The sequence below is a fragment of the Piscinibacter sp. PDB5-1 genome (assembly GCF_056676035.1).
Genome location: NZ_JBWVZL010000002.1, coordinates 492494 through 517626, shown reverse-complemented (window position 1 = coordinate 517626; position 25133 = coordinate 492494). Strand labels below are relative to the sequence as shown.

The following is a 25133-nucleotide window of genomic DNA, read 5'->3' as shown; positions in this document are numbered from 1 at the left end:
CGTGGCTGCGGCGCGGCTATTCCCAGTCGCTGCGCCGTCGCCGGGGGGCCAGGTTGACCGGCAGGGCGGGCACGTGGCGGCCGCTGAGGTGGCTGCGCATCGCGTGGTCGATCAGGCTGTCGAAGTCGCGGTCGAAGTTCGCCCGGCTGAGCGCTTCGAAGATCAGAAAGTTGCCGCGGTTGCTGCGAATCCACGCATAGCGCTCGGCGTCGGTGAAGCTCTCAGGCCCTGCCGGGGCTTCGTCGGCACGTGTGGCGGACAGCCGGCGAGACGGGGCCTCGGTCGGGTCGCGGTGTTCTGGGGTGTCGTTGGGGGTGGTGCCGAGGGAAGAGTGAGCCGAGTTCATCATGGTCTCCCTGTACCTGCAACCGTGGCATCGGTCGGAACGCATCTTGGTTCGCCGTGCTCGGTGGCGTCTGTAGGACACCATGCCATGTCACCCTGAGGGTGACTCAGGGGAAACCCGTGGCGATGACAGCGCTTCGCAAGCCGCCACAGACGCTGCGCCGCAGCAAAAACAAAGGCCGGGCGAACCCGGCCTTGATGCCTGAAGCGAAACGCTGCGCCTGAAGTCAGAAGCCCAGGCTGGCGAGCAGGTCGTCCACTTCGGACTGGTTGGCGACCACGTCGGTGCGGCCCTCGGGGTTGACCACCGGACCGGCCAGCAGGCTGCTCTCGACCTTCTGCTGGTGTTCGAGCGGCGCGGCCTGCACGAGCAGCTTGACGAGGCTGTCTTCGAGGTCGCTGGCCAGGGCGACGACCTTCGCGACCACCTGGCCGGTCAGGTCGTGAAAGTCCTGCGCCATCATGATGTCGGTGAGGTGCTGGTCGATGCGCGCCGTCGAGGCTTCGACGTCGCCCACGAAGTTCATCACCGAGCCCGAGGCCACGGCTTTCACCGGGTCGGCCACGATCGCCTTGGCCATGCGGCGCGTCTCGCTGGCGATGTGCGCGTGCTCGGCCTTGGCCTGGTCCACCGAGTTGAGCACCCGGTTGGCGGCGTCACCGGTCTTCTTGGCGATGTAGCTCAGGCGGCTGCGTGCGTCGGGCAGGCCGTCGGCGGCCACCTGCAGCTTGGGCATCACGCCGAGCTGGTGCAGGGTGTCGTGCAACTGGCGGGTGATCTGGCCGAGTTGCTGAAACACCTCGGGCGACGCGCCCGCCGCCATGTGTGGCGTGAGCGTCGAGAAGTCATCCATTTTCATTTGCGGCTCCATCAGGCGGTGGCGCTCAGCTTCTGCATGATCTTCTGCACCTTCTCTTCCAAGGTGGCCTTGGTGAAGGGCTTCACGATGTAGCCGGCGGCCCCGTCCTGGGCGGCGCGCACGATGTCTTCCTTGCGGGCTTCGGCGGTCACCATCAGCACCGGCAGGTGCTTCAGGCCGGCGTCGGCCTTGATGGCGGCGAGCAGCTCGAAGCCGTTCATGTTGGGCATGTTGATGTCGCTGACCACGAAGTCGAACTTCGCGGCCTTGAGCATGTTCAGCGCGGCGGCACCGTCTTCGGCTTCCTCGGCGTTGTTGTAGCCAATCTCCTTCAGCAGCCCGCGCACGATGCGGCGCATGGTGGAGAAGTCGTCAACGATCAGAAACTTCATGTCGGTGCTCATGGGCAATCCTCTGGTGAACGCGCGGTGCAGTGCCGTGGAAGCGGTGTCTCGCGGGGTTATCGGGCCGGCACTGCCGAAATTGAGGGCGCAGCTGGGGCCGAAGACGCGGAATCCGTGACCTGTGGCGCCATTTCGGTGGCAGGTGTGTCGGGGGTGATGCCGAACAGCCGGTCTTCGGCCTCGCGGTTCATCACGATGATGCTGATGCGGCGATTGGCCGGGGCCAAGGGGTCGTCGCGTTCCAGCGGCACGCTCGACGCGAGGCCCTGCACGCGCATCACGCGGTTGTCGGGCAGGCCGCCGGCCACCAGCTCGCGGCGCGAGGCGTTGGCGCGGTCGCTCGAGAGCTCCCAGTTGCTGTAGCCGCGGTCGCCGGTGCCGAAGGGCAGCGCGTCGGTGTGCCCTTCGAGCGTGAGCCGGTTCGGCACCTCGGACAGCACCTCGCCGATCACGTGCAGCAGCTCGCGCATGTAGGGTTTGACGATGGCGCTGCCGCTGTCGAACATCGGCCGGGCCTGCTCGTCGATGATCTGGATGCGCAGGCCGTCGGGTGTCATGTCCAAGCGAATCTGCGACTTGATGGCCGACAGCCGCGGGTGCTTGGCGATGACGTCGTCCATCGCCTGCTTCACGGCTTCGAGCTTGGCCTTCTCGCCGCGGCGCTGTTCTTCCTTCAGCGCCTGCAGGTTGATGGTGCTGCGCTTGGCCTCGATGTCGCCCATCTTGACCTGGCCATTGGTGCGGGTGAGGTCGGTGCCGCCGCCGCGAATCACGTGCGACGAATCACCCGAGCCGCTGCCCCCGCTCAGCAGTGCCACCTTGAGCGGTGCCTGGAAGTAATCCGCGATGCCCTTCTTGTCGCCCTCGGTCGTCGAACCGAGCAGCCACATGAGCAGAAAGAACGCCATCATGGCCGTCACGAAGTCGGCATAGGCGATCTTCCAAGCGCCACCGTGGGCGGCATGGCCACCCTTCTTGACGCGCTTGATGATGATCGGCTGGAGCTTCTTGGCGTCACCGGCCATGGTGGGCCCCAGCAAAGAGTTCGAGCTGCTGCGGACGGCCCAGGCTGTGGCTCAGCGCGCGGGTGTTTTGCAGCACGGGTGTACGGATGGCGGAAAGCACCGGCGTCCGCGAAGACGCATGCCCCGGCGACCGCGTGGCCGAAAGCGAAGGCGAAGCCAAGCGCCCCATCCAGCCACTCGCCGGAGAGCCGGCTTTGCCGGGCTCCTGGCGAGGCGCCCCCTCGGGGGGCAGGAGCGAAGCGACGTGGGGACGCGGTGACTCGACGTGGGGGCTCATTATTTTTTGCCTTTCACGTGGCTCTCCAGCTCCACGAAGGTCGGCCGCTCGGTCGAGTACAGCACCTTGCGGCCGAACTCCACGGCCACCTGCGGCGCATAGCCCTGCATGCTCGCGAGCAGCGTGGTCTTGATGCACTGCAGCTCTTTGGTGCCTTCGTCGTTCTTCTGTTCCATCAGGCCGGCCAGCGGCTCGGCCACGGCGTAGGCCAGCAAGATGCCGAGGAAGGTGCCGACCAGGGCCGAACCGATCATGCCGCCCAGGATGGCGGGCGGCTGGCCCACCGAGCCCATGGTGTTCACCACGCCCAGCACGGCGGCCACGATGCCGAAGGCCGGCAGCGCACCGGCCAGCCGCGCGATGGCGGCGGCGGGCGCGTGCGCCTCGTGGTGGTGGGTGTCGATCTCGCTGTCCATCAGGCTTTCGATCTCGTGGGCGTTCAGGTTGCCCGAGACCATCATGCGCAGGTAGTCGGTGATGAACTCGACCACGTGGTGGTCGTTGCCCACCGTCGCGTACTTCTGGAAGAGCGCCGAGCTGTGCGGGTCGTCCACGTCTTTTTCGATCGACATCAGGCCCTCTTTGCGGGCCTTCTGCAGGATGTCGTACATCAGCGCCAGCAACTCCATGTAGCGCGCCTTGGTGTACTTCGAGCCCTTCAGCAGGGCTGGCAGCGCACCCATCGTGGCCTTCAGCACCTTGGGCTGGTTGTTCACGACGAACGCGCCCATGGCGCCACCCACGATGGCCATCATCTCGGTCGGCAAGGCCTTGAGGATGACCCCCATGTTGCCGCCGTGAATGATGTAGGCCCCGAAGATGCACCCCAGGGCAACGCCGTAGCCAATGAGAACGAACATGGTGGTTGTGTGGGTTGCGTCGTTCACGCCGCAGCCTTCGAGCCGCAAGCACGTGTGGGCGGTTTATCGGCCCGGAGTCTTTGAGCTTGAGTGTGCAAGTGCTCGCCGGTCGGCAATCGGGCGAACAAGGGTGGAATCGGGCGACAAACCGGGGTCGTTCCAGGTTCAAGCACACCTCGGCCTGCGCGCTCTGTTCGCCCTGAGGTATCGAAGGGCTTGTCCGCACAGCACTAGCCAGTCGCGCCGCCATCAAGCCGTGCGCTTCTCGGCGTCTCTGCGGGGCCGGGACCAGGCGCTTCGCACGGGGTGACATGCGCAGGGGCTTGGCGCCTTGCCCCCACGGCAGGCAAAAAAAAACGGATCCCGAAGGATCCGTTGGAAAGCACTTTGGAGGTGCCAGGAGGAGATCAGCAAGAAAAAACCGTTTCCGGTGCCTGATGTTTCGGCTGGCCGGGGGAGAACTTGAGGGCCTTCAGTTGAAACACGGGGTTTCCGCCGGAGCGCTCAGTGCATCTGGATGCCTCCGCTGGCCTTGCCTTTGCCAGCGCGCGCCGGCGGGTTGCACAGGCCGCAGATGTAGTTCTTCGTGATTTCGTGGGGATGGGTGACGAAGTGGCCGCCACACTTCGAACACTTGGTCATGGTCAGCATGCCGTTGTCGATGAACTTCACGAGGCGCCAGGCGCGGGTGACCGACAGCAGGGCTTCGAGGCCCTGGGCCTGGGTCTGCTCTTGATAGAGCTGGTAGGCCTTGATGACGGTGTCGATCTCGTCCATCTCGGCGACCTTGTTCAGGTACTCGTGGATGTTCAGGAACAAGGACGCATGGATGTTGGGTTGCCAGGTCATGAACCAGTCGGTCGAGAAGGGCAGCTGGCCCTTGCTCGGCGACTTGCCGGAGACTTCTTTGTAGAGACGCAGCAGACGCTCGTAGCTCAGATCGGTTTCAGATTCGAGAACCTGCAGGCGGGCACCCAGCTGGATGAGGGTGACGGCACGTTCGATCTGCTTGGCTTCGGTGAGGATGCTCTTGCTACGCATGGTCTCTACTCCTGATGTCTTGTGGGTCTAGCGGATGGCTGTCGGGTCTGTTGCCCGTTCAAGCAGCTTCTTGATGGCGGCCTGCCATGAGGATGCTGGCGTGCAGGCGGTTCGTGGTGTCGTTCGAAGCGCTCTTGCCATGGTTGGTGAGCAGGCCCCACACCAGGTCGTCGTCCATGCGAAAGCGGCACAGCAGGGTGTTGCCGGAGGCGATCTTCATCATCTGGGCCGGGGTCAGCAGCGCGATCATCGAAGCGCTTTCCTCGCTGATGCCCAGGCGGTACAGGGCTTGTTCGCGGTCGCTGCGGATGAGGCTTTGGGCCAGCATCAGGTACGACAGGTTGGCTTCGCGAATCTCGGTGAGGATCTGGTCGGCGTTCATTGGGTGCTCCGGGGTCTGGCTTGCTGAGGTTTGGCGGCGGCGTTGATGTGCGTCTCAACGTGAAACGAACTGTAGAGACCCGAACTAGGTGGAAACATCAGGTCAGTTCTGTGGCTTGAGTCCAGGTTTCTCCCTACCCCTTGTCAGGCAAACACCTACAAACGTGACAGGCTGTAGCAGGCCCTGGCCTGTAGGAACGGTGCAGCCGCGGAAAAAACTTGAGCCCGTTTTTGCGTAACAGCGCCGCCGGTGTGAACAAGCCGTCGCAAACACTTTGCACCGCTCAAGGGCGCAAGGGACTGGCCGAAAACAAGTGGTGAGCTGTTGAAGCCCTGACGAGAAGTCGATTTGTCCCGCATCTCTCGCTTGACAAATTCCTCTCAAGTCCGTTTAGGCAGGGTCCGATAACTCAACCAACGGTGGCGAGACATCACCACCGGGGTCCGGAGTAAGCAACCGAGTGACCCGTGGAAGGCAAAACGACCACGGACCATGAGGTGACAACCCGGGCGCAGCAGGTCAGCGGTTTCGACCGTTGGCAGTTCAAAGCAGCGACGAGGGCCCAGGCCTGAATTACTGCGGAGGCATTGCCGGCGCTTGCCGGAAGTCACTTCAACGCAATGGAGATATTTGAATGGCAATGACGATCAACACCAACGCGATGTCGCTCAACGCACAACGCAACACCGCCGGCACCCAGAACACGCTGGCGACCGCCATGCAGCGCCTGTCCTCGGGCCTGCGTGTCAACAGCGCCAAGGACGACGCCGCCGGCCTGGCCATCGCCGAACGCATGTACTCTCAAGTGCGCGGCATGAACGTCGCCGTGCGCAATGCCAACGACGGCATCTCGCTGGCGCAGACCGCTGAAGGCGCGCTGGGCAAGGTCGGTGATGCGATCCAGCGCATGCGTGAACTCGCTGTGCAATCGGCCAACGGCACCAACAGCGCGGACGACCGCGACAACCTGCAGGCTGAATTCCAGCAACTGAATGACGAAGTCGCCCGTATCGTCGACAGCGCCAACTTCAACGGCACGGCCCTGCTGAGCGGCGCCTCGACCTTCACCTTCCAGGTGGGCGCGGGCACCGAAACCTACGACACCATCGACGTGGACTCGGCCGACCTCAGCGCCACGGTCACCGCCGTGGGTGCACTCGACATCTCGGGTGCCGACGCGACTGGCGCCACCGCTGCCATCGACGCCCTGGACGACGCGATCATCGACGTCACGACCAACCGCGCCACGATGGGTGCCGTGCAGAACCGCTTCGACTCGGTGATCGCCAACCTGGGCACCTCGGCCGAGAACCTCTCGGCTGCCCGCGGCCGGATCATGGACGCCGACTTCGCTTCGGAAACGATGAACCTGTCGCGTGCCCAGATCCTGCAACAGGCCGGCACCGCGATGATCTCGCAAGCCAACCAGCTTCCGCAGCAAGTGCTGTCGCTGCTGCGCTGATCGACACGCAGCGCAAGGGTCCGCCTCGGCGGGCTCTTGAGGCGCGCGATTCGAGCGAACGCCCCGTCCGGCAACTACCGGCGGGGCGTTCGTGTTTGCCTGACCCGCATTTCAATAGGGCCGGATTTCTCCTTCATTTCGACCGAAAGCCCCGAAAGTTCTTCTCGAACAATGCCTACCAGCGGAATGTGAAAACAGACCGTGGTCCCACGGCAGAGGTCATGACCAACCCGCGCGGACTTCAAGTCGGCAGCGTGCGTGATCGGTCACAGCGCTGCAGAGCAAAACGCCGGCCTCCATGCCGGAGGTCGATATTTCTTGAAGGAGTGCAGCATGCCTCAGACCATCAACACCAACCTGATCTCGTTGAACGCCCAGCGAAACCTGAACACGTCGCAGGGCTCATTGGCGGTCGCCATGCAGCGACTGTCGTCAGGCATGCGCGTCAACAGCGCCAAGGATGACGCCGCCGGCCTGGCCATTGCCGAGCGCATGCATGCGCAAGTGCGTGGCATGAACGTCGCGGCGCGCAACGCCAACGACGGCATCTCGCTCGCGCAGACCGCTGAAGGCGCGCTGGGCAAGCTGGGCGACGCGCTGCAGCGCATGCGTGAACTGGCCGTGCAGTCGGCCAACGGCACCAACAACTCGCAAGACCGCGACAACCTGCAGGCCGAATTCGCGCAGCTCACGGCTGAAGTGAACCGCATCGTCGATGGCACCCGCTTCAACGGCACCGTGCTGTTCGATGCGGCCGCTGCGGCGACGCCGTTCTCGTTTCAGGTGGGGGCGGGCACCGATGCCACCGACACCATCACCATCAACTCGGTGGACTTGACCATCACCTCGGCGTCGGTCAGCGGCCTGGCCATCGACGGCGCCGACGGCACGCTGGCGCTCGCTTCGATCACCGCGCTCGATTCGGCCATCGTGGACGTCACAAGTGCCCGTGCACTGTTCGGTGCTGCACAAAACCGCTTCGATTCGGTCATTGGCAGCCTGACGGTGTTTGCCGAGAATCTGTCGGCCGCCCGCGGTCGCATCATGGATGCCGACTTCGCGGCCGAAACCGCCGCCCTGTCGCGCGCTCAGATCCTGCAGCAGGCCGGCAACGCGATGGTCGCGCAGGCCAACCAGCTGCCGCAGCAGGTGCTGTCGCTGCTGCAACGCTGACAAGGCGTTAAAAATTCTTACGCGCCCGGGCTCAAGTTCTGGCGCGGGGCGCCGACAACGGGATATCCAGGCTTATTGCTTGGGTATCTCGTTTTTCCATGGGTCGTCATGATCGAGCGGGCGTGATCCCGCCGGCGGTCCACAACTGAAAGGCATTGCCATGGCGAGCATCAGTTCCGCAGGCATCGGCAGCGGCCTGGACGTTGAGTCGATCGTCACCAAGCTCATGACGCTCGAACAACGGCCGGTGCAGCAGCTCCAGAGCCAGGCGTCAGCAATTCAGACGAAGATTTCTGCGTTCGGGCAGGTGCAGTCCGCACTTTCCACCTTCCGCGACGCGGCGCTCAAGCTGACCCAGAACGACACCTGGGGCGCCGCCACGGCCACGTCGAGCGACGCCACCTCGGTCAGCGTCAGCGCGGGCAGCGGGGCGGCCGCGGGTGGCTACGCCATCGAGGTGCAAGCCTTGGCGAAGCCGCAGACGGTGGCCAGCGGCACCTTCGCGTCCGCCAACGAATTGGTGGGCGAAGGATCGCTGCAGGTGAGCTTCAGCGGGCAGCCGGAATTCCCGCCGCTCAACATCTCGATCAGCGCCTCGGACACGCTGGCCACGGTGCGCAACAAGCTCAACGCGGCCGGGGGCGGCATCACGGCCGTGATCGTCAACGACGCGACCGGCGCCCGGCTCATCATCAGCTCCAGCAGCCCCGGCACCGACAACGTGTTCTCGATCGCCGGCAGCGGTGGTGGCGCCGCATTCAACTACGACGAAAACGCCCCCGACGCGGGACCGACCACGCGCACGCAAGAGGCGAGCAACGCGCAGGCCACGGTCAATGGCGTGCCGATCACCTCGTCGACCAATGTGCTGAGCGGCATGATGGACGGGCTCACGATTTCGCTGAACCGCGAGACGACTGGGCCGGTTCAGGTCAACGTGAGTTCGGACCCGACGGCGCTGAAGAAGGATGTGCAGGCGTTCGTCGATGCGTACAACGCGCTGTCGAGCATGCTCGCCAGCCAGACCAAGTACGACGCTGCGACCAAGACAGCCGGCAAGCTGCAAGGCGACAGCACCGCCGTGTCCTTGCAGCGCCAGCTGCGCAACGCGCTGACCAACCCGTCACCGGCCTCTACCGCCTTCCCGTCGCTGGAGTCGCTGGGCATCCAGACCCAGGCCAACGGCACGCTCAAGGTCAACGACAGCAAGCTCACGGCGGCCCTGTCGGGCAACTTGGCCGAGGTGAAGAAGCTCTTCGCCACGAGCAACATTGCCGACCCGGCGCAAGAAGGCGTGGGCATGCGCCTGCGCCGCCTGGGCGACCAGCTGCTGGGCACCGAAGGCGCCCTCACCACGCGCACAGCGGGCCTGAACACGAGCCTGACGCTCAACCAGAAGCGGCAGGACGAAATCAACACCCGTCTGGCCCTGACCGAGGCGCGCTTGCGAAAGCAGTACTCGAGCCTGGACACCAACATGGCCGGCATCAGCGCGCTCAACGCCTACGTGTCGCAGCAAGTCTCGGCCTGGAACAAGAGCTCGTCTTGATCGGCCACGCGCTCATCGGCTCCGGCCCGGTGCTTCGCTCACGCGAAGCCCGGGCCTTCGTTCTTGTGCGGCGCACGCGCCCTGCGTGTGCGCTGCGTCACGGATCGAACCGGTGCGCGGACGTGAGCCGAAAAAGCCACCCGTTCCCGGCCCTGCTGTCTCGGTGCTCGGGTCTGTCCGGGCTCAAGACCGCCTGAGGCTCAGCCGATAACGAAAACATCAGGTTCATGCAGAAAGCTCAGACCGCCATGTTCGCTACCGCCTCTCCGACCAGCCGCCAATTGGGTGCCTACCGCCAAGTCGGTGTGACCACCGCCGTGGACGGCGCCTCGCCGCACCGCCTGGTGTCGATGCTCTTCGAAGGTCTGCTCGACACGTTGGCCCAGGCCCGCGGCGCCCTGCGCAGCGAAAACATCGAAGGCAAGTGCGAGGCCATCGGCCGCGCCGTGCGCATCATCGACGAGGGTCTGCGCAGTGGCCTCAACCTGCAAGAAGGTGGCCGCCTCGCGGCCGACCTGAACGACCTCTACGCCTACGTCACGGTGCGCTTGACCTACGCCAATCGCTACAACGACGAGGCCGCCATCGAAGAGTGCCAGCGCCTGATCGAGCCGCTCGCCCGCGCCTGGGCGGAGATGGCCAGCCAGGTCGATGCATGAACCACCCAGCCGCATGTACTTCATTCAACCGCACCCGGCCCCGGGAGACCCGATGAACGCCACCTTGCTCAGCTACTACGAGGCGATCGAACAGGCCAGCGGCGACATGCTCGCCGCAGCCCGTGCCGGCGACTGGGACCGGGTTGTCAAGCTCGAAGGCGCCTGCGCGCTGCTGATTTCGCAACTCAAGCACGCCGCCTCTGCGCAGCAGCTGGGTTCGGAAGAGGCGCAGCTCAAGTCGCGCATCATGCAGCGCATCCTGATCAACGACGCCGAGATCCGCCAGCTCGCCGAGCCCTGGCTGGAAGACCTGGATGGCCTGCTCGCAGGCCGCCCCAAGAGCATCCATTGACCCCCGCCCAGCGGGATTCGACCGAGGACGACCGCGTGGACACGCTGCCGATGCCGCTGGAAACGCTCGCCGCGCAGCACGGCGGGCTGGACGACTTTCGCATCTCGTCGCGCACCGAGCTGATGGCCATGCTCAAGCGCCTGATCGATGGCAATGTGCTGCTCAACCTGAACGGCAGCGACGGCACCGTCTACACGACCACGCTGTGGTCCATCGACTCCGCGCGCGGCACGCTGAGCTTCTGCGCCGACGGCGACAGCAACCAAGTGCAAGACCTGGTCGAAGCCGAAGATGCGGTGGCCGTGGCCTACCTCGACAACGTCAAGCTGCAGTTCGACGCGCAAGGGCTCGCGCTCATCCGCAGCGGCACCGGCTGCGTGCTTGCTTGCGCCATGCCGCGCGAGATGTTCCGCTTCCAGCGCCGACACGCATTCCGCGTGAAGCCGCTGACGCGCGCCATGCCCACGGCGAGCTTTCGCCACCCGCAGATGCCCGACATGCAACTCGCGCTGCGCGTGCTCGACCTGAGCATCGGCGGCTGCGCGCTCTTTTTGCCCGACGACGTGCCGCCGCTGCAACCCGGCGTGCTGCTCAACGGGGTGCGCCTCGACCTCGACATGGACACGCGCATCAACACCGCGCTGCGCCTGCAGCACGTGACCGCGATCAACCCCGACTCGAAGGGTGTGCGCCTGGGTTGCGAATTGGCCAGTCCCAACAGCGACGTCACGCGCACGCTGCAGCGCTACATCGACCAGACTCAGAAGAGACAACGCCTGTTGTCCATTTGAAGCCTGCGGCCCCGAGGGCCGCGGCTCTTGCGTTTCAGCCCCGGTTGCACCGGCCTGCGGCCATGCTGCACTGCGGCGAAGGTTTTGCGCGCGCTAGCGACTCCAATCAAGCTGAATCGACCTTCCCGCCTCACCATTCGGGGTGGCGTCTAAAACATGCCCGCGGCCCTCGCGGTCGCGGTTCGAACAGGCGACGCCGCACCCCTGATGCCATCGGCCCGCGGGCCAATCCGTTGTGACTACACCTCTTTCTTCCGCCTTGGCGGTCCGCCTGCGGAATTGGTTCTACGTGTTCGAGCGCGGGTTCCTGTACGCCAGTCCTGAGCTGGAGTCGGTCTCGGTCAAGTTTCACGCGGCCCTGCTGCTGTCGGTGACCGGGGAGGCGTTCGAAGTGACCTGCGGGGGGCAAACGCATCGCGTGCAGGCCGCGTTGGTGCAGCCCGAGGTCGAGCGCCGCGTCGCCGCGATGGGCGTGCCCGTGCTGAGCCTGGGCCTGACGCCGCAGCACCCGCTGTTCCGGCGCTTCAGCACGACCCAATATCCCGACGCGCTGCGAGAACTGCCCTTTGACCAGTTCCACCCGCTCATGGAGCAGGCCGAGGCAGCGACAGAAGGGCGGCTCAGCGCCCATGGCGCGGCGCAGTTGGCCTTCGACCTGATGCAAAACGCGGCGACGGGGCTGCCCGCGTCGCCCCCGCTGGACGACCGCATCGCGCACGTGCTCGAAAAGATCGAGCGAGACGCGCTGGCGCCGCTCGAGGAACTGGCCGCCGAGGTCAGCCTGTCGTACCACCGGCTGTCGCACCTGTTCTCGGAGTCGATGGGCGTTCCGCTGCGCACCTACCTGCTGGCACGCAAGCTCGACATCGCGGCCTCGCTGGCCGGCCGCTGCCGCAGCCTGACCGAGGTCGCCTTCACGGCCGGGTTTGCCGACTCGGCGCACTTCTCGAAGAGCTGGCTGCGGGCGAGCGGGGCGTCGCCGTCGGCTTTCTTCGGCAACCGGCAGGTCGGCGTGATCTCGGCATACGGCAGCAAGTGAGGTGGGGCGGCGTGTGCACCACGGCGACGCTGCGGGTAAACCTTGGCGCATGAATCGCAATCGCAGCGACTCAATACAAGTTCACGGATCGCCGCGTCAGCACCATTCGCACACCCGAACAAAGTGCCACGATGTCGGCACGACGGCCTGAGCGACCCCGAGCAGCCACCCCTCATGAGCGGAATCATTCACATCCAACAGCAACCGGGCTTTTTGCGCATCGCCCTGGTCGGCCTGGGGCTGGCAGTGGCCGGTGCCTTGGTGGCGCAGGTGCTCGGGGTGTTTGACAGCGCTCCCGAGCCGCAGGTCGCCGCGGCGACCGCGGTGGCCGCTCCCCATGCCACAGCGCCCGGCAGCGCGGTCGGTGGGCAGTTTCCAAGCGTGCGCTTCAAGTTGTTGGCGGTGTCGCCATCGGCCAACGGTGCCGGCAGCGCCCAGCTCGAGGTCGAAGGCCGCCAGGGGCAATTCAGCGTGGGCCAAGAGCCCTTCCCGGGCGTGGTGCTGCGGCGTGTGGCGGGCGACCACGTCGTGCTGGCCTACGGCACGCTGTCGCGCATCGTTCTGCTGTCGCCTGCGAGCGCGGCCGCAGCGGCACCCACCGCCGATGAAGACATGTCGCAGCGCAACAAGGGCGTGGACGTGCGCCGCCTGACCTTCGCCCGCTTTCAGTCGGCCGACTCGTTCTTGCGCGAGGTCGAACTGGCGCCCCATCCACGCGGGGGCTTCGAGGTGAAAGCGGTGGTCCCCGAGAGCCTGTACGACAAGGCTGGGTTGCGGGTGGGCGATGTGCTCTATTCGCTCGACACCGACAACAGCAGCAAGATCGACGACCGCTCGCTCGAAGCGGTGATGCGCCAGACGCACTACGAGCTCGACGTCTACCGCAACGGCCAGCTCGTGCCGCTGCGCTACCGCTTGCCCACCAGCGACCCGGCCGACCTGAACACGCCCGCGCCGGTGCCGCTTGAAGAGGGCACCAGCCGTTGAAGGGCCTTGGCACAGCGCGAGGGGCACGTGGCGGGGCGCTGGAGCCGGGACTCGCGCGTCGCAGTGCGTGCGCGCGGACAATCCCCAATGTGAACGCGTGTGCGAAGAAGCTATCGTCGCGGCGCGCCAATGCCCAATCCCATGCAAGCTCCTGAATCCTCCGCGACATCGTCGAGCCTGCGTACGCCCAAGGCCAAGGGCAAGCTCAGTCTCTTCGACTATGGCTTCGTCTATGCCGGGCATTGGTCGCCGCGCGAGTTCACCGAGCGCTTTTCGGCCACGGTGATCGTCTCGCTCGACGGGCGCCCGTTTTCTCTGCGCACCGAGCAGGGCACGTTCGAGCTGACCGCGGTGGCCATCCGGCCATTCACGCGCCGCGCGCTGTCCTCGCCCGACGCACCCATCGTCAGCGTGGGCATCAGCCCGCAGCATGGTTGCTATCGCGCGTTTCGCGGCATCGACGCCGACGGGCTGCTGTCGCTCGACCGGGCCTTGTTCGACCCGCTGAACGCGCAGTTCGAGGCCGCGTGCCAGGGCGCGCTGGTCGGCCGCGAGCCGTCGGCGTTGGCGCAGTCGATGTGCGAGACGGTGGCGTTGCAGCTGCCACCCATCGGGCCCCTCGACGCCCGCGTGCAGCGGGTGCTCGAACGGCTCGACGTGACGCCCGGCGCTTCGCTCGAAGAGCTCGCGCAAGAGGTCGAGCTGTCGTACGACCGGCTTTCGCACCTGTTCTCTGAAGACCTGGGCATTCCGCTGCGCAGCTACGCGCTGTCGCAAAAGATCCACCGCGCGGCCAGCCTCGTCGGGCGGGGTCTGAACCTCACCGAGATCGCGCTGGCGGCGGGCTTTTCCGACTCGGCGCATTTCTCGCGCGTGTGGTCGAAGACCTTCGGCGCCTCGCCGGCGGTGTTTTTCAGCAGTGCGGCGGTGAAGGTGCAGAACGCCATCACCGACCTGGGCGCGGCGGGGGCCTTCCGCTCGCTGTGACCGGCCCCGGCGGCGCGCCGGTGGCGGGTGGGTCGAGCCAGCGGCTCAGACCGTCATGTTCATGATTTCAGAGTAGGCCTGCACCAGGCGGCTGCGCACCTGCAGCGCGGCCTGGAAGCCGATCTGCGCCTTCTGCATCGACACCATCGTCTCTTCCAAGCTGACGGTGGGGTTGCCCATCTGCACCTGGCGCTGCATTTCGCTCGCCTCGTTCTGGGTGTTGCTCACCGAGCGCAGCGCCTGGGTCAACGCCTGCTGGAAGCCCGCCCCCTCGACCTTCTTCGTGACGAGCGGCTGCCCATTCGCCGCGAGCCCGGCGCGGGCGACGGCTTCGGCGAAATTGAAGGGTTTGAGCTTGACGTCCATCAGGGGTCTCCGTGCGGCACGAAGTCGTCGCCGCATGTTTGCCACTGTAGGGAAACGGGCCTCGCCACGATGGAGGGAACTGACCGTCGTTTGGCGGGTTGTTCGGGCCATTCGCAGGAGGGCGTTTCCAAAACAATCCATTTCATCTGGGGCGCCGTGCGTCCCGTTGAATTGCCAATCACATGGACAACGCCGTCACACTTGCCAACCCCTCCGCCTTGCCAGCGCCGACCGGCGTCGGTGCGCGCCTGGCGGCCATGCCCGTGAAAAGCCGCGTGAGCCTCGGGCTCGGTGTGGCGGCGCTGCTGGCGGTGCTGGTGGGCCTGTCGATGTGGAGCAGCAAGGGCGATTACAAGGTGCTGTACGCCAACCTGTCCGACAAGGACGGCGGCGCGATCATTGCCCAGCTCTCGCAGATGAACGTGCCCTACAAGCACTCCGAAGGCGGCGGCGCCATCCTCGTGCCGGCGGCACAAGTTCACGATTTGCGCCTGAAGCTGGCGTCGGCCGGCCTGCCCAAGGGCTCGGTGGTCGGCTTCGAACTGATGGACGGCGCCCGCTTCGGGCAGACGCAGTTCCAGGAACGGCTCACTTTTCAACGCGGCCTCGAAGGCGAGTTGACGCGCTCGATCACCGCGATGCCTTCCGTGCAAAACGCACGCGTGCACCTCGCGCTGCCCAACCAGAATGGGTTCTTCCGCGAGCAGCAAAAGCCCAGTGCCTCCGTGATGCTGTCCCTGTACCCCGGCCGCACGCTGGACCGCGCCCAGGTCGCCGGCATCGTGCACCTGGTGTCGAGCAGCGTGCCCGAACTCGCGCCCAAGGCCGTGAGCGTGCTCGACCAAAACGGCACGCTGCTGTCGGGCAACGAAGATGCGTCGCACGCGTCGGGCCTGGACGCGCAGCAGCTGCAGTACGTCAACCAGATCGAGTCGATCTACACCAAGCGCATCGTGGACATCCTGGAGCCGGTGGTCGGCCGCGACAACCTGCGCGCGCAGGTGACCGCCGAACTCGACTTCGCGCAGGTCGAATCGACCTCGGAAGAGTTCAAACCCAACCAGGGCCAGAACGCCGAAGCCAGCGTGCGCAGCCAGCAGACCAGCGAGCAGATGGGCTCGCAGCCCGGAACCCCGAGCGGTGTGCCGGGCGCGGCCTCGAACCAGCCGCCCGTGCCGGCCACGGCGCCGATCAACGGCGCCGCGCAGCCGCTGCAGACCGCGCAGGGTGGCGGACAAGCTGGCGCGACCAACAGCCGCCGCGAGAACGTCACCAACTACGAGGTGGACAAGACCGTGCGCGTGACACGCAACGCCACGGGCACCGTCAAGCGCCTGAACGCAGCCGTGGTCGTCAACCACATCACCAAGACCGACGCCAAGGGCAAGACCACCACCACGCCGCTGTCCGAGCAAGAGATCGAGAACCTCAACAGCCTCGTGCGCGAAAGCATCGGCTTCAAGCAAGACCGCGGCGACTCGGTGAAGGTCATCAACGCGCCGTTCAAGATCGCGCAGACGCCGGTGGACGACACGCCGATCTGGAAGCAGCCCGAGACCATCGAGATCGCACGCAGCGCGGTCGTGCCGCTGGCCCTGGCGCTGGTGGCGGTGCTGGTGGTGTTCGGCGTCATCCGCCCGGCGCTCAGGACCATCAAGCAGCCCGAAGACCTGAAGGGCCAGCAGCTCGATGCCGTGGTCGCCGACGAAGAGGTGCTGCCGGCCGTGCCCAGCATGCCCGTGATCGCTGCGCCGACGGTGACGCTGCAGCTCGAAGGCGTGCGCAACCTGGCCAAGGACAACCCGACCGCGGTGGCGAACATCGTTCGCGGCTGGGTCAACCGCGACGCGCCGACGGTCTGACGCCGAGCGCACGCCGATCACATAACAAGACAGGGACTCGAACCACATGGACGCCAAGGGGCTCGAAGACGCCGCCATCCTGCTGATGTCGCTCGGCGAAGAGGGCGCGGCCGAGGTCTTCCGCCAACTCACGCCGAAAGAAGTGCAAGGCCTGGGCGAGACCATCGCCCGGATGAAGGCCATTCCGCGCGAGCGCGTGGACGGCGTGCTCGAGCGCTTCTCGACCGAGGCCAACGAGCAGAGCATGCTCGTGACCGACACCGACGAGTACGTGAAGGCGGTGCTGCGCAAGGCGCTTGGCGAAGACAAGGCCAACCTGCTGATCGACCGCATCCTGCAAGGCGGTGACACCAGCGGCATCGAAAGCCTCAAGTGGATGGACGCCGGCTCGGTGGCCGAGCTGCTGCGCAACGAGCACCCGCAAATCGTCGCGGCCATCCTCGTGCACCTCGAGTTCGACCAGGCCTCGGGCGTCCTCAAGGCATTCACCGAACGCCAGCGCAACGAGGTCATGGTGCGCATCGCCACGCTCGATGGCATCCAGCCCGCCGCGTTGAAAGACCTGAACGAAGTGATGAGCAAGGTGCTGGCCGGCGGTGACAAGCTGCGCAAGGCCTCGCTGGGCGGCGTGAAGACGGCCGCCGAGATGATCAACCTGCTGGGCGGCAGCATGGAAACGGCGGTGCTCGACTACATCCGCGAAGCCGACAACGAGCTGGCCCAGAAGATCATGGACAACATGTTCACCTTCGACGACCTGGAGAAGCTCGACGACAAGGCGATCCAGCTGCTGATGAAGGAAGTGCAGTCCGAATCGCTGGTCATCGCGCTCAAGGGGGCGACGCCGGAGATGCGCGAGAAGGTGTTCCGCAACATGTCCAGCCGTGCGGCCGAAACGCTGCGCGAAGACCTCGAATCGCGTGGCCCGGTGCGCGTCAGCGAAGTCGAGGCCGAGCAGAAGGAGATGCTCAAGATCGTGCGCCGCCTCGCCGACGAAGGCCAGATTGCTCTGGGCGCCTCGGGTGACGACGAGTTCCTGTGATGACGTCCAAGAGCAACCACGGTCCGCGCCAGGTGCCTCCGCCCGAGGGTGGGGTCAAGCCCTCGTCGTACAGCCGCTTCATTCCGCGCGAAGAGCTGAATTCGTTCTCGGCCTGGAGCCCCGGCACCTTCTCGGGTGTCGAGCCGCAAGCCACCGGCGTGCGCCCGCCCGACCCGCCGCCGCCGCCCGAGCCCTCACCCGAAGAGGTGCTGGCCCAGCACGTGAACGCAGCGCGCCACCAGGGCTACCAGGATGGCTACCGCGACGGCCTGGTCGCCCTCGAAGGCTTCAAGCAGAGCTTCGCGATGCAGATGACGCAGCAGATCGGTGCGCTGATGCAGGCGATGGGCACGCAGCTCGACGACATGCAGCAAGACATGGCGCGCGCGCTGGCTGTGACCGCCACACACCTGGCCAAGCAGATCGTGCGCAGTGAGCTCACCACGCAGCCTGAACTGGTGGCCGTGGTGGCGACCGAGGCCGTGGACACGTTGTTGCTGAGTGCACGCCACATCACGCTGCGGGTGCACCCCGACGACCAGCCGCTGGTGCAGCAGGGTGCGGCCGACGTGATCGCCGCGCGCGGCGCCCGCGTGCTGAGCGACGCCGACGTCGTGCGCGGGGGCTGCCTCGTCGAATCGGACATCGGCGTCATCGACGCCACGCTCGAAACCCGCTGGCGCCGAGCCGCCGCCACCCTCGGCTGCGACCAGGGTTGGGACTCGGACCTGACGGCCGACCCGGAGGCCGACGAATGAGCGAACAACTCAATCCAGAGGCGCTCGCGCGCGCATCCACCCAGAAGTGGCAGCGCTACCTGCACGACCTGAAGTCGTTCTCGAAAGAGCCGCTGCCGCTTGAAACGCAGGGTCTGCTCGTGCGCGTGGCGGGCCTCGTGCTCGAAGCCGCCGGCATCCGCGTGCCCGTGGGCTCGGTGTGCGAAGTGCGCATGGAAGGCCAGAGCCCCGTGCTGGCCGAAGTGGTGGGCTTCTCGGGCGACCGCGCCTACCTCATGCCCACCGGCGAGATCAAAGGCTTGGCGAGTGGTGCGCGCGTCGTGCCGCGCCCGTCGCCGATCGTGCCGCTGCTGCTGGGCGCTTCAGCCCACCCGTGGCGTCGAGGCGAAGACCGCACGCTGCACCTGCCCGTGGGCGACGGCCTGCTGGGCCGCGTGGTGGATTCGCAGGGGCACCCGATGGACCGCAAGGGCCCGTTGCACCTGGTGCACAACGAGCCGCTGATCCGCCGCCCCATCAACGCGATGGACCGCGACCCCATCCGCCAGCCGCTGGACACCGGCGTGCGCGCCATCAACAGCATGCTCACCGTGGGCCGCGGCCAGCGCATCGGCCTGTTCGCGGGCACCGGCGTCGGCAAGTCGGTGCTGCTGGGCATGATGGCCCGCTACACGGCGGCGGACGTGATCGTCGTCGGGCTGATCGGCGAACGCGGCCGTGAAGTCAAAGAGTTCATCGAAGACATCCTCGGCGAAGAGGGCATCAAGCGCTCGGTCGTTGTGGCCGCACCCGCCGACGCGCCGCCGCTCGTGCGCATGCAGGGCGCGAACTACGCGACGGCCATTGCCGAACACTTCCGCGACCGCGGCCAGCACGTGCTGCTGCTGATGGATTCGCTGACCCGCTACGCGATGGCGCAGCGCGAGATCGCGCTGGCCATCGGCGAGCCGCCGGCCACCAAAGGCTACCCGCCGAGCTGCTTCGCCAAGTTGCCGCAGCTGGTCGAACGCAGCGGCAACGGCATCCACGGCGTGGGCTCGATCACGGCCTTCTACACCGTGCTCAGCGAAGGCGACGACCAGCAAGACCCGATCGCCGACGCGGCGCGAGGCATCCTCGACGGGCACATCGTGCTGTCGCGCGAGCTGGCCGAATCGGGCCACTACCCGGCCATCGACATCGAACGCTCCATCTCGCGCGTGATGAACAACGTGAGCGCGCAAGAGCACATCGAGTCGGCGCGCCGCTTCCGACAGCTCCACGCCAAATACAACAAGGCCCGGGATCTGATCCAGCTCGGCGCCTACGCGCCGGGGCACGACCCCGAGCTCGATGCGGCGGTGCGCATGCACCCGCGAATGATCGACCTGCTGCAGCAAGACATGCACCAGCCCGCCACCTTGGCACGCAGCGTCGCGCAATTGCGCTCGACGGTGCAGACCTGAATCCACGGACGCTGAACCATGAACCCCTCCAACCGATCCCTCGACCCCCTGATGGCCCTGCTGGGACAGGCCGAACGCGAGCGCGACGCGGCGCTGGCCGAGGTGCAACGCGCGCTCGACATGCACCGCGCCGCCGAGATGCAGATGGAGCAGCTGGTGCAGTACCGCGCCGAGTACGAGAACCGCTTCCGCGAGCAGTTCAAGAGCCACCAGGGCATTGCCGCGTTGCAGGGCTACCAGGTGTTCTCAGAGCGCCTGAGCCAGGCCATCGAGCAGCAGAACCGGGCCGTCACCCAGGCCGACACGCGCGTGGCCCGCATGCGCCAGGTGCTGATCGAGCAAGAGATGCGTGTCGCCTCGGTGCGCAAGCTGCTGGAGCGCCGGCTCAACGAAATGAAGATCGGCGCCGAGCGCCGCGAGCAACGGCAGACCGACGAGTTCGCCACGCGCGCGGCCTGGGCCCGCCTGGCACAACCCAGCGGCTTCATGCCGGCGCTGTGAGCCTGTCGCTCACGCCGCCTGAAGCCCCCGCACGTTTTTCAGCGTCTTGCGACGCCCCACGCTTTCAAGAGTGAACCGCATGGCTGCCAACGTTTCTTTCGCCGCCCCTGTTTCTGCCCCGGTGACGCCGCCGAACGCGGGTTCGGGTGGTGCCGCGCCCACCCCCGGTGGGCCCGCCTTCGCGCAGATGCTCAACGACGCCTCGCGCCCCGCACAAGAGCCCGCCGCCGCGGCTGCCGAGCCCAAGGCCACGCCGGCCGACAAACCCAAGGCCACGCCCGCCAAGGGCGACAAGGCCCACAAGGCCGACAAGGCTGAGAAGACTGCGCACGCCGACCGAAGCGCCGAGCGCGAAGGCTGCCACGACGCGGCAGGCGCCGCGCAGGCCGCCGGCGACGAGGCCGCAGCAGGCGAGGGCGATGCGCCCACGCTCGACCCGGTGCTGATCGATTGGATGTCGGCGCTGCAGCGCCCCGTGGCGGCTGCGCCCGTGGGCACCGGCAGCGAGGCGATGGGCCACACCGCGCCGACGGGCGACGGGCTGGTCGCCACCTTGCTGGGTGCGGGCATGGCCGCCACAGCGGCACGCGGCGCGCAGACGGCATCCGATGGAGCCGGCCACGCCGGTGATGCATGGGCCGACCCGATGGCCCTGGTGGCCCGTGGCGGCGCTGGCGCCGCCGACACAGCGGCGCTGGTGGGCCAGGGCGCGACCGATGGCACCGCGCTCGCGGGCGAGTTTCAAGCCGAGCTGGCGCAGGCCGGCGCCGTGCACGGACTCGACGGCGCCGCGACCGCGCGCGCCGACCTGGCCGCGCTGGCCAGTCCCACGCCCCAGGGCGCCGACCGCGCGGGGCCTACTGCTGCCGCATCGACCGTGGCCTTGCCCACGCCGGTGCAGTCGCCTGAGTTTCCGCAGGCGCTGGGCATTCAGCTCAGCCTTTTGGCCAAGCAGGGCGTTCAGCAGGCTGAGCTGCAACTCAACCCGCCCGAGATGGGCCCGATCGCGGTGCAGATCGCACTCGACGGCAGCAAGGCCCAGGTGGACTTCGCCGCCGCCTCGGCCCAGACCCGGCAGATCCTCGAAAACGGACTGCCCGAACTCGCTTCGGCACTGCGTGACGCCGGCTTGACGCTGGCCGGTGGCGGCGTCTTCCAGCAGCCGCGCCAGCCGCGTGACGGCGGCGAAGGCCGCCCGGGTGAAGGCGGCGCGGGCCGCGGTGCCCAGGGTGTCGACGAGGTGGCGGCCGACACGCCGCGCCGCACCGCGCGCGTCTCGGCGGGCGGCGTCGACCTCTACGCCTGAGCGCCCGAGCGCTCAGCGCGCCGTCGGCGCGCAGGTCAGTGGGCACTTGTGCCGAGCGCGTGAAACACCCCTTTCCCCCCGCTTTTCTGGGCATCGCCAGAGGGGTGCGGTTTCCATAATTTCCTTCATGCAGGCCGCATTGGTTGCGGCCGCGCGAAGGAGTCTGGATGGCCACCGCCACTGCCGAAGCCTCGGGCGCACCCGCACCCAAGGGCAAGAAGAAGCTGATCATCATCATTGCCGCCGTGCTGCTGCTCGTGCTGGTGGGTGGGGGTGCGGCCGTCTTCATTGCGAAGAAGAACGCTGCCGCCGCGGCCGCTGCGGCTGAAGACGAGGACGGCGAGGTCGCCGCCGACGAAGGCGACGAAGACGCCGAAGCCTCGTCCGCGAAGAAGAAGGACAAGGACGCCAAGAAGCACCCGCCGATCTTCATTCCCCTCGATGCCTTCGTCGTGAACCTCGCCGACAAGGACACCGAGCGCTATGCGCAGGTCGGGGTCACGCTCGAAGTGGACGACGCCAAGGTCGCCGAAGAAATCAAGCTCTACATGCCGGCCATCCGCAACGGCATCTTGATGGTGCTGTCACACAAGACCGCCGGCGAGCTGCTCGACCGCCCCGGCAAGGAACAACTGGCCCGCGAAATCATGCGCGAAGCGGCGCTGCCGCTCGGCGTGGACCTGAGCGCCAACGGCGGCTCGAAGAAAAAGAAGAAGGCCGTCGAGAGCCCGGTCAAGAACGTGCACTTCTCGAACTTCATCATTCAGTGAAGGCCGAACGATGAACCACCCCTTGTCATTGGTTCTGCGGCGGCCTCAGCGCCGGGCCGCTCCCAAGCCGGCCCGCATTCCCTCGGGGGATCGGTCGATGTACCCATCGAATGAGGGGCTCACATGAGCCAACAGATCCTCTCGCAAGACGAAGTTGATGCCCTGCTGCAGGGCATCACCGGCGAAAGCCAGAAGCTGGAGGAAGAGGACACCCAGCAGGGCGGCATTCGCGACTACGACATCGCGAGCCAAGAGCGCATCGTGCGTGGGCGCATGCCCACGATGGAAATCATCAACGAGCGCTTCGCCCGCAACATCCGCATCGGGATGTTCAACTTCATCCGCAAGAGCCCCGAAATCTCGATCGGCGGCGTGAAGGTGCAGAAGTACAGCGCCTTCCTGCGCGAGATCGTGGTGCCCACGAACTTCAACATTCTTTCGGTGCGCCCGCTGCGCGGCTCTGGCCTGATCGTGTGCGACCCGACGCTGGTGTTTGCGGTGATCGACGCGCTCTTCGGCGGCGCCGGCAAGTTTCATACGCGCATCGAAGGTCGTGACTTCTCGCCCACCGAGCAGCGCATCATCACGCGGCTCATCGAGGTGATCACCGCCGAGTACAAGAAGGCCTGGCAGGGCATTTATCCGCTGGAGCTGGACTACCAGCGCTCGGAGATGCAGCCGCAGTTCGCCAACATCGCCACGCCCAGCGAGATCGTCGTTGCCACGAGCTTCACGCTCGAGATCGGCGACACCTCGGGAACGATCCACTTCTGCATTCCTTACGCGACGCTGGAGCCGATCCGCGACGTGCTGTATTCGACGATCCAGGGCGACAGCAACGAACCCGACCGGCGCTGGGTCAACCTGATGAAGCAGCAGATCCAGGCGGCCACGGTCGAGGTCGTTGCCGAACTCGCCACCGCCGAGGCGACGGTCGAGCAGCTGCTGAGCTTCAAGCCCGGTGACTTCATCGAGCTCGACCTCGAAGCGGGCATCCAGGGCAAGGTCTGCGGAGTGCCCATCTTTGACTGCCACTACGGCGTCTCGAACGGCAAGTACGCCTTGAAGGTCGATCACATGCTGTCCAGTTCCAACATGACCTGGCTCGGAGAAAACAATGTCAACTGACAACAACGCCGCCCCGCAAAGCGAAGAAGACGCGATGGCCGCCGAGTGGGCGGCGGCGCTGGCCGAAGCCAAGCCCACGGCCGCGAGCGAGGTCGCCGCCGACCAGGTCGCACCGGTCGCGTTCGACAACTTCTCGAACTCGACGGCGGTGGCCGCGGGCAACGACATCAACATGATCCTGGACATCCCGGTGCAGCTCACCGTGGAACTGGGTCGCACGCGCATTCCGATCAAGCACATCCTGCAGCTGGCCCAGGGCTCGGTCGTCGAACTCGACGCGCTGGCCGGCGAGCCGATGGACGTGCTGGTCAACGGCTACCTCATCGCGCAAGGCGAAGTCGTGGTCGTGAACGACAAGTTCGGCATTCGCCTGACCGACATCGTCACGCCGAGCGAGCGCATGCGCCGCCTGAGCCGCGGCGGGTGAAGGCACGAATGAACCTGCAAGCCAAGAAAATCCGGAGTTGATCAAAGATGGTTTCGAGCGGTTTGGGTTCGCTGCTGTGGTTCATCGCGATCATCGCGATGATTCCGGTGGCGCTGTGGTTGCTGAAGCGCACGCCGATGGGCGGTGGCGCCGCGCACGGGCTGATGCGCAGCGTGGCCGTGCTGCCGCTGTCGCCTAGCCAGCGCGTGGTCACCGTCGAGGTGGGGCAGGGCGACGACCGCCAATGGCTGGTGCTGGGCATCACGCCGCAGAGCATCACCACGCTGCACACGATGGCGCCCCAGGCCGAGGTGCCGGCAGCGCCGGGCATGCCGCTGCCGCCAATGGCCGCGTCGTTCGCGCAGGTGCTGGCCAAGCTGCGCCGCCCCAGCGATTCGAACGGTTCGACCGGGGGGCAGGCATGAGCGCCGTGCGCATGATTTCTTCGCGCGGCGTGCGCCGCCTTGCTGCACTCGCCGGCTTGACGGTGTTGTCGGCCATTCCTGAATTGGCTTTAGCCCAGGGCGCCGCGGCACCGACCGCCGGCAGCGCGGGCCTGCCGCTGCTGGTGGGCCAGGGCGCCGGGGGCGCGAGCTACTCGGTGCCGATCCAGACGCTGCTGTTCTTCACGGTGCTGAGCTTCCTGCCGGCCGTGCTGCTGCTGATGACGGGCTTCACCCGCATCGTGATCGTGCTAAGCCTCTTGCGCCAGGCGCTGGGCACGCAGGCCGCGCCGCCCAACCAGGTGATCATCGGCCTGAGCCTCTTTCTCACGTTCTTCGTGATGAGCCCGACCATCGATCGCGTCTACGCGCAGGCCTACCAGCCATACGCGGCGAACCAGATTGCGTTCGAAGAGGCGCTCAAGCGCGGCGAGGTGCCGATGCGCGAGTTCATGCTCAAGCAGACTCGCCAGTCCGACGTGGCCCTGTTCGCCAAGCTGGCCAAGATCGACCCGGCCGTCAAAGCCGCCGACGTGCCCTTCAAGGTGCTCGTGCCGGCCTTCGTGACCAGCGAGCTGAAAAGCGCCTTCCAGATCGGCTTTCTCATCTTCATTCCCTTCCTCGTCATCGACATGATCGTGGCGAGCGTGCTGATGAGCCTGGGGATGATGATGCTGAGCCCGGTGCTCGTCGCCTTGCCCTTCAAGTTGATGCTCTTCGTGCTGGCCGATGGCTGGAACCTGCTGCTGGGTTCGCTGGCTGCGAGCTTTGTGACCTAGCTCTCCCCGCCGATCACGCATTGATAAACCGTTCGGACTGAGGTATCGAAGTCCTCGCTCGGAAGCTGTCATGCAGGGGCTTCGATACCTCAGCCCGAACGGGTGTGGGCGGGGCCGAACAAGGAAAGAAAAGA

General features: G+C 66.3%; 28 protein-coding genes. 20 read left to right on the top strand and 8 right to left on the bottom strand.

From position 1 onward, the window contains the following. Positions 1–16: 16 nt before the first annotated feature. The 7 genes from AC1KAT_RS09735 to flhD all read right to left on the bottom strand — a co-directional run bounded on the left by AC1KAT_RS09735 (position 17) and on the right by flhD (position 5194). Positions 17–346, bottom strand: coding sequence for a hypothetical protein (locus AC1KAT_RS09735; RefSeq protein WP_480325248.1), 330 nt, complete (start codon positions 344–346; stop codon positions 17–19). A 226-nt stretch (positions 347–572) separates the two neighbouring features. After that, the gene (locus AC1KAT_RS09730; protein ID WP_480325246.1) at positions 573–1205 is read right to left on the bottom strand and encodes a protein phosphatase CheZ; all 633 of its coding nucleotides are present in this window, start codon (positions 1203–1205) and stop codon (positions 573–575) included. An 11-nt stretch (positions 1206–1216) separates the two neighbouring features. Next, on the bottom strand, positions 1217–1609 hold the full coding sequence (cheY, locus tag AC1KAT_RS09725; RefSeq protein ID WP_480325244.1) for a chemotaxis response regulator CheY: 393 nt from the start codon (positions 1607–1609) through the stop codon (positions 1217–1219). Positions 1610–1665: 56 nt separating this feature from the next. After that, on the bottom strand, positions 1666–2634 hold the full coding sequence (motB, locus tag AC1KAT_RS09720) for a flagellar motor protein MotB (RefSeq protein WP_480325242.1): 969 nt from the start codon (positions 2632–2634) through the stop codon (positions 1666–1668). A gap of 276 nt (positions 2635–2910) precedes the next feature. Then, positions 2911–3771, bottom strand: a complete 861-nt coding sequence (gene motA / locus AC1KAT_RS09715; protein WP_480325240.1) for a flagellar motor stator protein MotA — start codon at positions 3769–3771, stop codon at positions 2911–2913. A gap of 504 nt (positions 3772–4275) precedes the next feature. Beyond that, positions 4276–4812: a flagellar transcriptional regulator FlhC gene (gene flhC, locus AC1KAT_RS09710; RefSeq protein ID WP_480325238.1), complete on the bottom strand. Its 537-nt coding sequence runs from the start codon at positions 4810–4812 to the stop codon at positions 4276–4278. 58 nt (positions 4813–4870) lie between these two features. After that, positions 4871–5194 carry a flagellar transcriptional regulator FlhD gene (flhD, locus tag AC1KAT_RS09705; protein WP_480325236.1) on the bottom strand — a complete coding sequence of 108 codons (324 nt, stop codon included), beginning with the start codon at positions 5192–5194 and terminating at the stop codon, positions 4871–4873. A gap of 634 nt (positions 5195–5828) precedes the next feature. Here flhD and AC1KAT_RS09700 point away from each other — a divergent pair. From AC1KAT_RS09700 to AC1KAT_RS09660, 9 genes are all read left to right on the top strand, one after another. Then, the gene (locus AC1KAT_RS09700) at positions 5829–6656 is read left to right on the top strand and encodes a flagellin N-terminal helical domain-containing protein (protein WP_480325234.1); all 828 of its coding nucleotides are present in this window, start codon (positions 5829–5831) and stop codon (positions 6654–6656) included. A 333-nt stretch (positions 6657–6989) separates the two neighbouring features. Further along, positions 6990–7829 (top strand): flagellin N-terminal helical domain-containing protein, encoded by an 840-nt coding sequence (locus AC1KAT_RS09695; protein WP_480325232.1) that lies wholly within the window; start codon positions 6990–6992, stop codon positions 7827–7829. A gap of 160 nt (positions 7830–7989) precedes the next feature. Next, positions 7990–9378 (top strand): flagellar filament capping protein FliD, encoded by a 1389-nt coding sequence (fliD, locus tag AC1KAT_RS09690; protein ID WP_480325230.1) that lies wholly within the window; start codon positions 7990–7992, stop codon positions 9376–9378. 248 nt (positions 9379–9626) lie between these two features. Then, on the top strand, positions 9627–10037 hold the full coding sequence (gene fliS, locus AC1KAT_RS09685) for a flagellar export chaperone FliS (protein WP_480325228.1): 411 nt from the start codon (positions 9627–9629) through the stop codon (positions 10035–10037). 52 nt (positions 10038–10089) lie between these two features. Continuing rightward, entirely contained in the window at positions 10090–10389 is a 300-nt protein-coding gene (locus AC1KAT_RS09680; RefSeq protein ID WP_480325226.1) for a flagellar protein FliT, read from the top strand. Then, positions 10386–11180, top strand: coding sequence for a flagellar brake protein (locus tag AC1KAT_RS09675; protein WP_480325224.1), 795 nt, complete (start codon positions 10386–10388; stop codon positions 11178–11180). The genes AC1KAT_RS09680 and AC1KAT_RS09675 overlap by 4 nt, the downstream gene beginning before the upstream one ends. A gap of 259 nt (positions 11181–11439) precedes the next feature. Then, positions 11440–12219 carry a helix-turn-helix domain-containing protein gene (locus AC1KAT_RS09670; RefSeq protein ID WP_480325222.1) on the top strand — a complete coding sequence of 260 codons (780 nt, stop codon included), beginning with the start codon at positions 11440–11442 and terminating at the stop codon, positions 12217–12219. A gap of 174 nt (positions 12220–12393) precedes the next feature. After that, positions 12394–13206 (top strand): hypothetical protein, encoded by an 813-nt coding sequence (locus tag AC1KAT_RS09665; protein WP_480325220.1) that lies wholly within the window; start codon positions 12394–12396, stop codon positions 13204–13206. Between the two features lie 141 nt (positions 13207–13347). Beyond that, positions 13348–14193, top strand: a complete 846-nt coding sequence (locus tag AC1KAT_RS09660) for a helix-turn-helix domain-containing protein (RefSeq protein WP_480325218.1) — start codon at positions 13348–13350, stop codon at positions 14191–14193. 45 nt (positions 14194–14238) lie between these two features. On the opposite strand, the gene fliE is transcribed toward AC1KAT_RS09660, so the two are convergent. Continuing rightward, positions 14239–14559 carry a flagellar hook-basal body complex protein FliE gene (fliE, locus tag AC1KAT_RS09655; protein ID WP_480325215.1) on the bottom strand — a complete coding sequence of 107 codons (321 nt, stop codon included), beginning with the start codon at positions 14557–14559 and terminating at the stop codon, positions 14239–14241. A 182-nt stretch (positions 14560–14741) separates the two neighbouring features. On the opposite strand from fliE, the gene fliF reads away from it, so the two are divergent. From fliF to fliP, 11 genes are all read left to right on the top strand, one after another. Further along, on the top strand, positions 14742–16421 hold the full coding sequence (fliF, locus tag AC1KAT_RS09650; RefSeq protein WP_480325213.1) for a flagellar basal-body MS-ring/collar protein FliF: 1680 nt from the start codon (positions 14742–14744) through the stop codon (positions 16419–16421). Between the two features lie 46 nt (positions 16422–16467). Further along, positions 16468–17463: a flagellar motor switch protein FliG gene (fliG, locus tag AC1KAT_RS09645; protein WP_480325211.1), complete on the top strand. Its 996-nt coding sequence runs from the start codon at positions 16468–16470 to the stop codon at positions 17461–17463. Continuing rightward, a complete protein-coding gene (locus AC1KAT_RS09640; RefSeq protein WP_480325210.1) occupies positions 17463–18221 on the top strand; it encodes a FliH/SctL family protein in 759 nt (252 codons plus the stop codon). The genes fliG and AC1KAT_RS09640 overlap by 1 nt, the downstream gene beginning before the upstream one ends. Further along, positions 18218–19645, top strand: a complete 1428-nt coding sequence (fliI, locus tag AC1KAT_RS09635; protein WP_480325208.1) for a flagellar protein export ATPase FliI — start codon at positions 18218–18220, stop codon at positions 19643–19645. Before AC1KAT_RS09640 ends, fliI begins: the two co-directional genes overlap by 4 nt. Positions 19646–19663: 18 nt before the next feature. Further along, positions 19664–20146, top strand: coding sequence for a flagellar export protein FliJ (gene fliJ / locus AC1KAT_RS09630; RefSeq protein WP_480325206.1), 483 nt, complete (start codon positions 19664–19666; stop codon positions 20144–20146). A 79-nt stretch (positions 20147–20225) separates the two neighbouring features. Then, the gene (locus tag AC1KAT_RS09625; RefSeq protein ID WP_480325204.1) at positions 20226–21452 is read left to right on the top strand and encodes a flagellar hook-length control protein FliK; all 1227 of its coding nucleotides are present in this window, start codon (positions 20226–20228) and stop codon (positions 21450–21452) included. Positions 21453–21619: 167 nt separating this feature from the next. Beyond that, positions 21620–22222, top strand: a complete 603-nt coding sequence (locus tag AC1KAT_RS09620) for a flagellar basal body-associated FliL family protein (RefSeq protein ID WP_480325202.1) — start codon at positions 21620–21622, stop codon at positions 22220–22222. A 123-nt stretch (positions 22223–22345) separates the two neighbouring features. Beyond that, positions 22346–23350 carry a flagellar motor switch protein FliM gene (fliM, locus tag AC1KAT_RS09615; protein WP_480325200.1) on the top strand — a complete coding sequence of 335 codons (1005 nt, stop codon included), beginning with the start codon at positions 22346–22348 and terminating at the stop codon, positions 23348–23350. Beyond that, the gene (gene fliN, locus AC1KAT_RS09610; RefSeq protein WP_480325198.1) at positions 23340–23777 is read left to right on the top strand and encodes a flagellar motor switch protein FliN; all 438 of its coding nucleotides are present in this window, start codon (positions 23340–23342) and stop codon (positions 23775–23777) included. Before fliM ends, fliN begins: the two co-directional genes overlap by 11 nt. A gap of 47 nt (positions 23778–23824) precedes the next feature. Continuing rightward, the gene (locus AC1KAT_RS09605; protein WP_480325196.1) at positions 23825–24202 is read left to right on the top strand and encodes a FliO/MopB family protein; all 378 of its coding nucleotides are present in this window, start codon (positions 23825–23827) and stop codon (positions 24200–24202) included. An 11-nt stretch (positions 24203–24213) separates the two neighbouring features. Beyond that, entirely contained in the window at positions 24214–24999 is a 786-nt protein-coding gene (fliP, locus tag AC1KAT_RS09600; RefSeq protein WP_480325194.1) for a flagellar type III secretion system pore protein FliP, read from the top strand. The last annotated feature ends 134 nt before the right edge of the window (positions 25000–25133 follow it).

What these genes read in the sequence shown, in the direction of transcription:
- motA (WP_480325240.1), bottom strand. Translation starts at nt 3,771, where the DNA reads ATGTTCGTTCTCATTGGCTACGGCGTTGCCCTGGGGTGCATCTTCGGG.
- AC1KAT_RS09730 (WP_480325246.1), bottom strand. Translation starts at nt 1,205, where the DNA reads ATGAAAATGGATGACTTCTCGACGCTCACGCCACACATGGCGGCGGGC.
- AC1KAT_RS09665 (WP_480325220.1), top strand. Translation starts at nt 12,394, where the DNA reads ATGAGCGGAATCATTCACATCCAACAGCAACCGGGCTTTTTGCGCATC.
- fliE (WP_480325215.1), bottom strand. Translation starts at nt 14,559, where the DNA reads ATGGACGTCAAGCTCAAACCCTTCAATTTCGCCGAAGCCGTCGCCCGC.
- fliJ (WP_480325206.1), top strand. Translation starts at nt 19,664, where the DNA reads ATGAACCCCTCCAACCGATCCCTCGACCCCCTGATGGCCCTGCTGGGA.
- AC1KAT_RS09695 (WP_480325232.1), top strand. Translation starts at nt 6,990, where the DNA reads ATGCCTCAGACCATCAACACCAACCTGATCTCGTTGAACGCCCAGCGA.
- flhD (WP_480325236.1), bottom strand. Translation starts at nt 5,194, where the DNA reads ATGAACGCCGACCAGATCCTCACCGAGATTCGCGAAGCCAACCTGTCG.
- AC1KAT_RS09660 (WP_480325218.1), top strand. Translation starts at nt 13,348, where the DNA reads ATGCAAGCTCCTGAATCCTCCGCGACATCGTCGAGCCTGCGTACGCCC.
- AC1KAT_RS09680 (WP_480325226.1), top strand. Translation starts at nt 10,090, where the DNA reads ATGAACGCCACCTTGCTCAGCTACTACGAGGCGATCGAACAGGCCAGC.
- AC1KAT_RS09735 (WP_480325248.1), bottom strand. Translation starts at nt 346, where the DNA reads ATGAACTCGGCTCACTCTTCCCTCGGCACCACCCCCAACGACACCCCA.
- fliM (WP_480325200.1), top strand. Translation starts at nt 22,346, where the DNA reads ATGAGCCAACAGATCCTCTCGCAAGACGAAGTTGATGCCCTGCTGCAG.
- fliF (WP_480325213.1), top strand. Translation starts at nt 14,742, where the DNA reads ATGGACAACGCCGTCACACTTGCCAACCCCTCCGCCTTGCCAGCGCCG.
- AC1KAT_RS09640 (WP_480325210.1), top strand. Translation starts at nt 17,463, where the DNA reads ATGACGTCCAAGAGCAACCACGGTCCGCGCCAGGTGCCTCCGCCCGAG.
- fliS (WP_480325228.1), top strand. Translation starts at nt 9,627, where the DNA reads ATGTTCGCTACCGCCTCTCCGACCAGCCGCCAATTGGGTGCCTACCGC.
- fliI (WP_480325208.1), top strand. Translation starts at nt 18,218, where the DNA reads ATGAGCGAACAACTCAATCCAGAGGCGCTCGCGCGCGCATCCACCCAG.
- motB (WP_480325242.1), bottom strand. Translation starts at nt 2,634, where the DNA reads ATGGCCGGTGACGCCAAGAAGCTCCAGCCGATCATCATCAAGCGCGTC.
- fliN (WP_480325198.1), top strand. Translation starts at nt 23,340, where the DNA reads ATGTCAACTGACAACAACGCCGCCCCGCAAAGCGAAGAAGACGCGATG.
- flhC (WP_480325238.1), bottom strand. Translation starts at nt 4,812, where the DNA reads ATGCGTAGCAAGAGCATCCTCACCGAAGCCAAGCAGATCGAACGTGCC.
- AC1KAT_RS09700 (WP_480325234.1), top strand. Translation starts at nt 5,829, where the DNA reads ATGGCAATGACGATCAACACCAACGCGATGTCGCTCAACGCACAACGC.
- fliG (WP_480325211.1), top strand. Translation starts at nt 16,468, where the DNA reads ATGGACGCCAAGGGGCTCGAAGACGCCGCCATCCTGCTGATGTCGCTC.
- AC1KAT_RS09620 (WP_480325202.1), top strand. Translation starts at nt 21,620, where the DNA reads ATGGCCACCGCCACTGCCGAAGCCTCGGGCGCACCCGCACCCAAGGGC.
- fliD (WP_480325230.1), top strand. Translation starts at nt 7,990, where the DNA reads ATGGCGAGCATCAGTTCCGCAGGCATCGGCAGCGGCCTGGACGTTGAG.
- fliP (WP_480325194.1), top strand. Translation starts at nt 24,214, where the DNA reads ATGATTTCTTCGCGCGGCGTGCGCCGCCTTGCTGCACTCGCCGGCTTG.
- AC1KAT_RS09605 (WP_480325196.1), top strand. Translation starts at nt 23,825, where the DNA reads ATGGTTTCGAGCGGTTTGGGTTCGCTGCTGTGGTTCATCGCGATCATC.
- AC1KAT_RS09625 (WP_480325204.1), top strand. Translation starts at nt 20,226, where the DNA reads ATGGCTGCCAACGTTTCTTTCGCCGCCCCTGTTTCTGCCCCGGTGACG.
- cheY (WP_480325244.1), bottom strand. Translation starts at nt 1,609, where the DNA reads ATGAGCACCGACATGAAGTTTCTGATCGTTGACGACTTCTCCACCATG.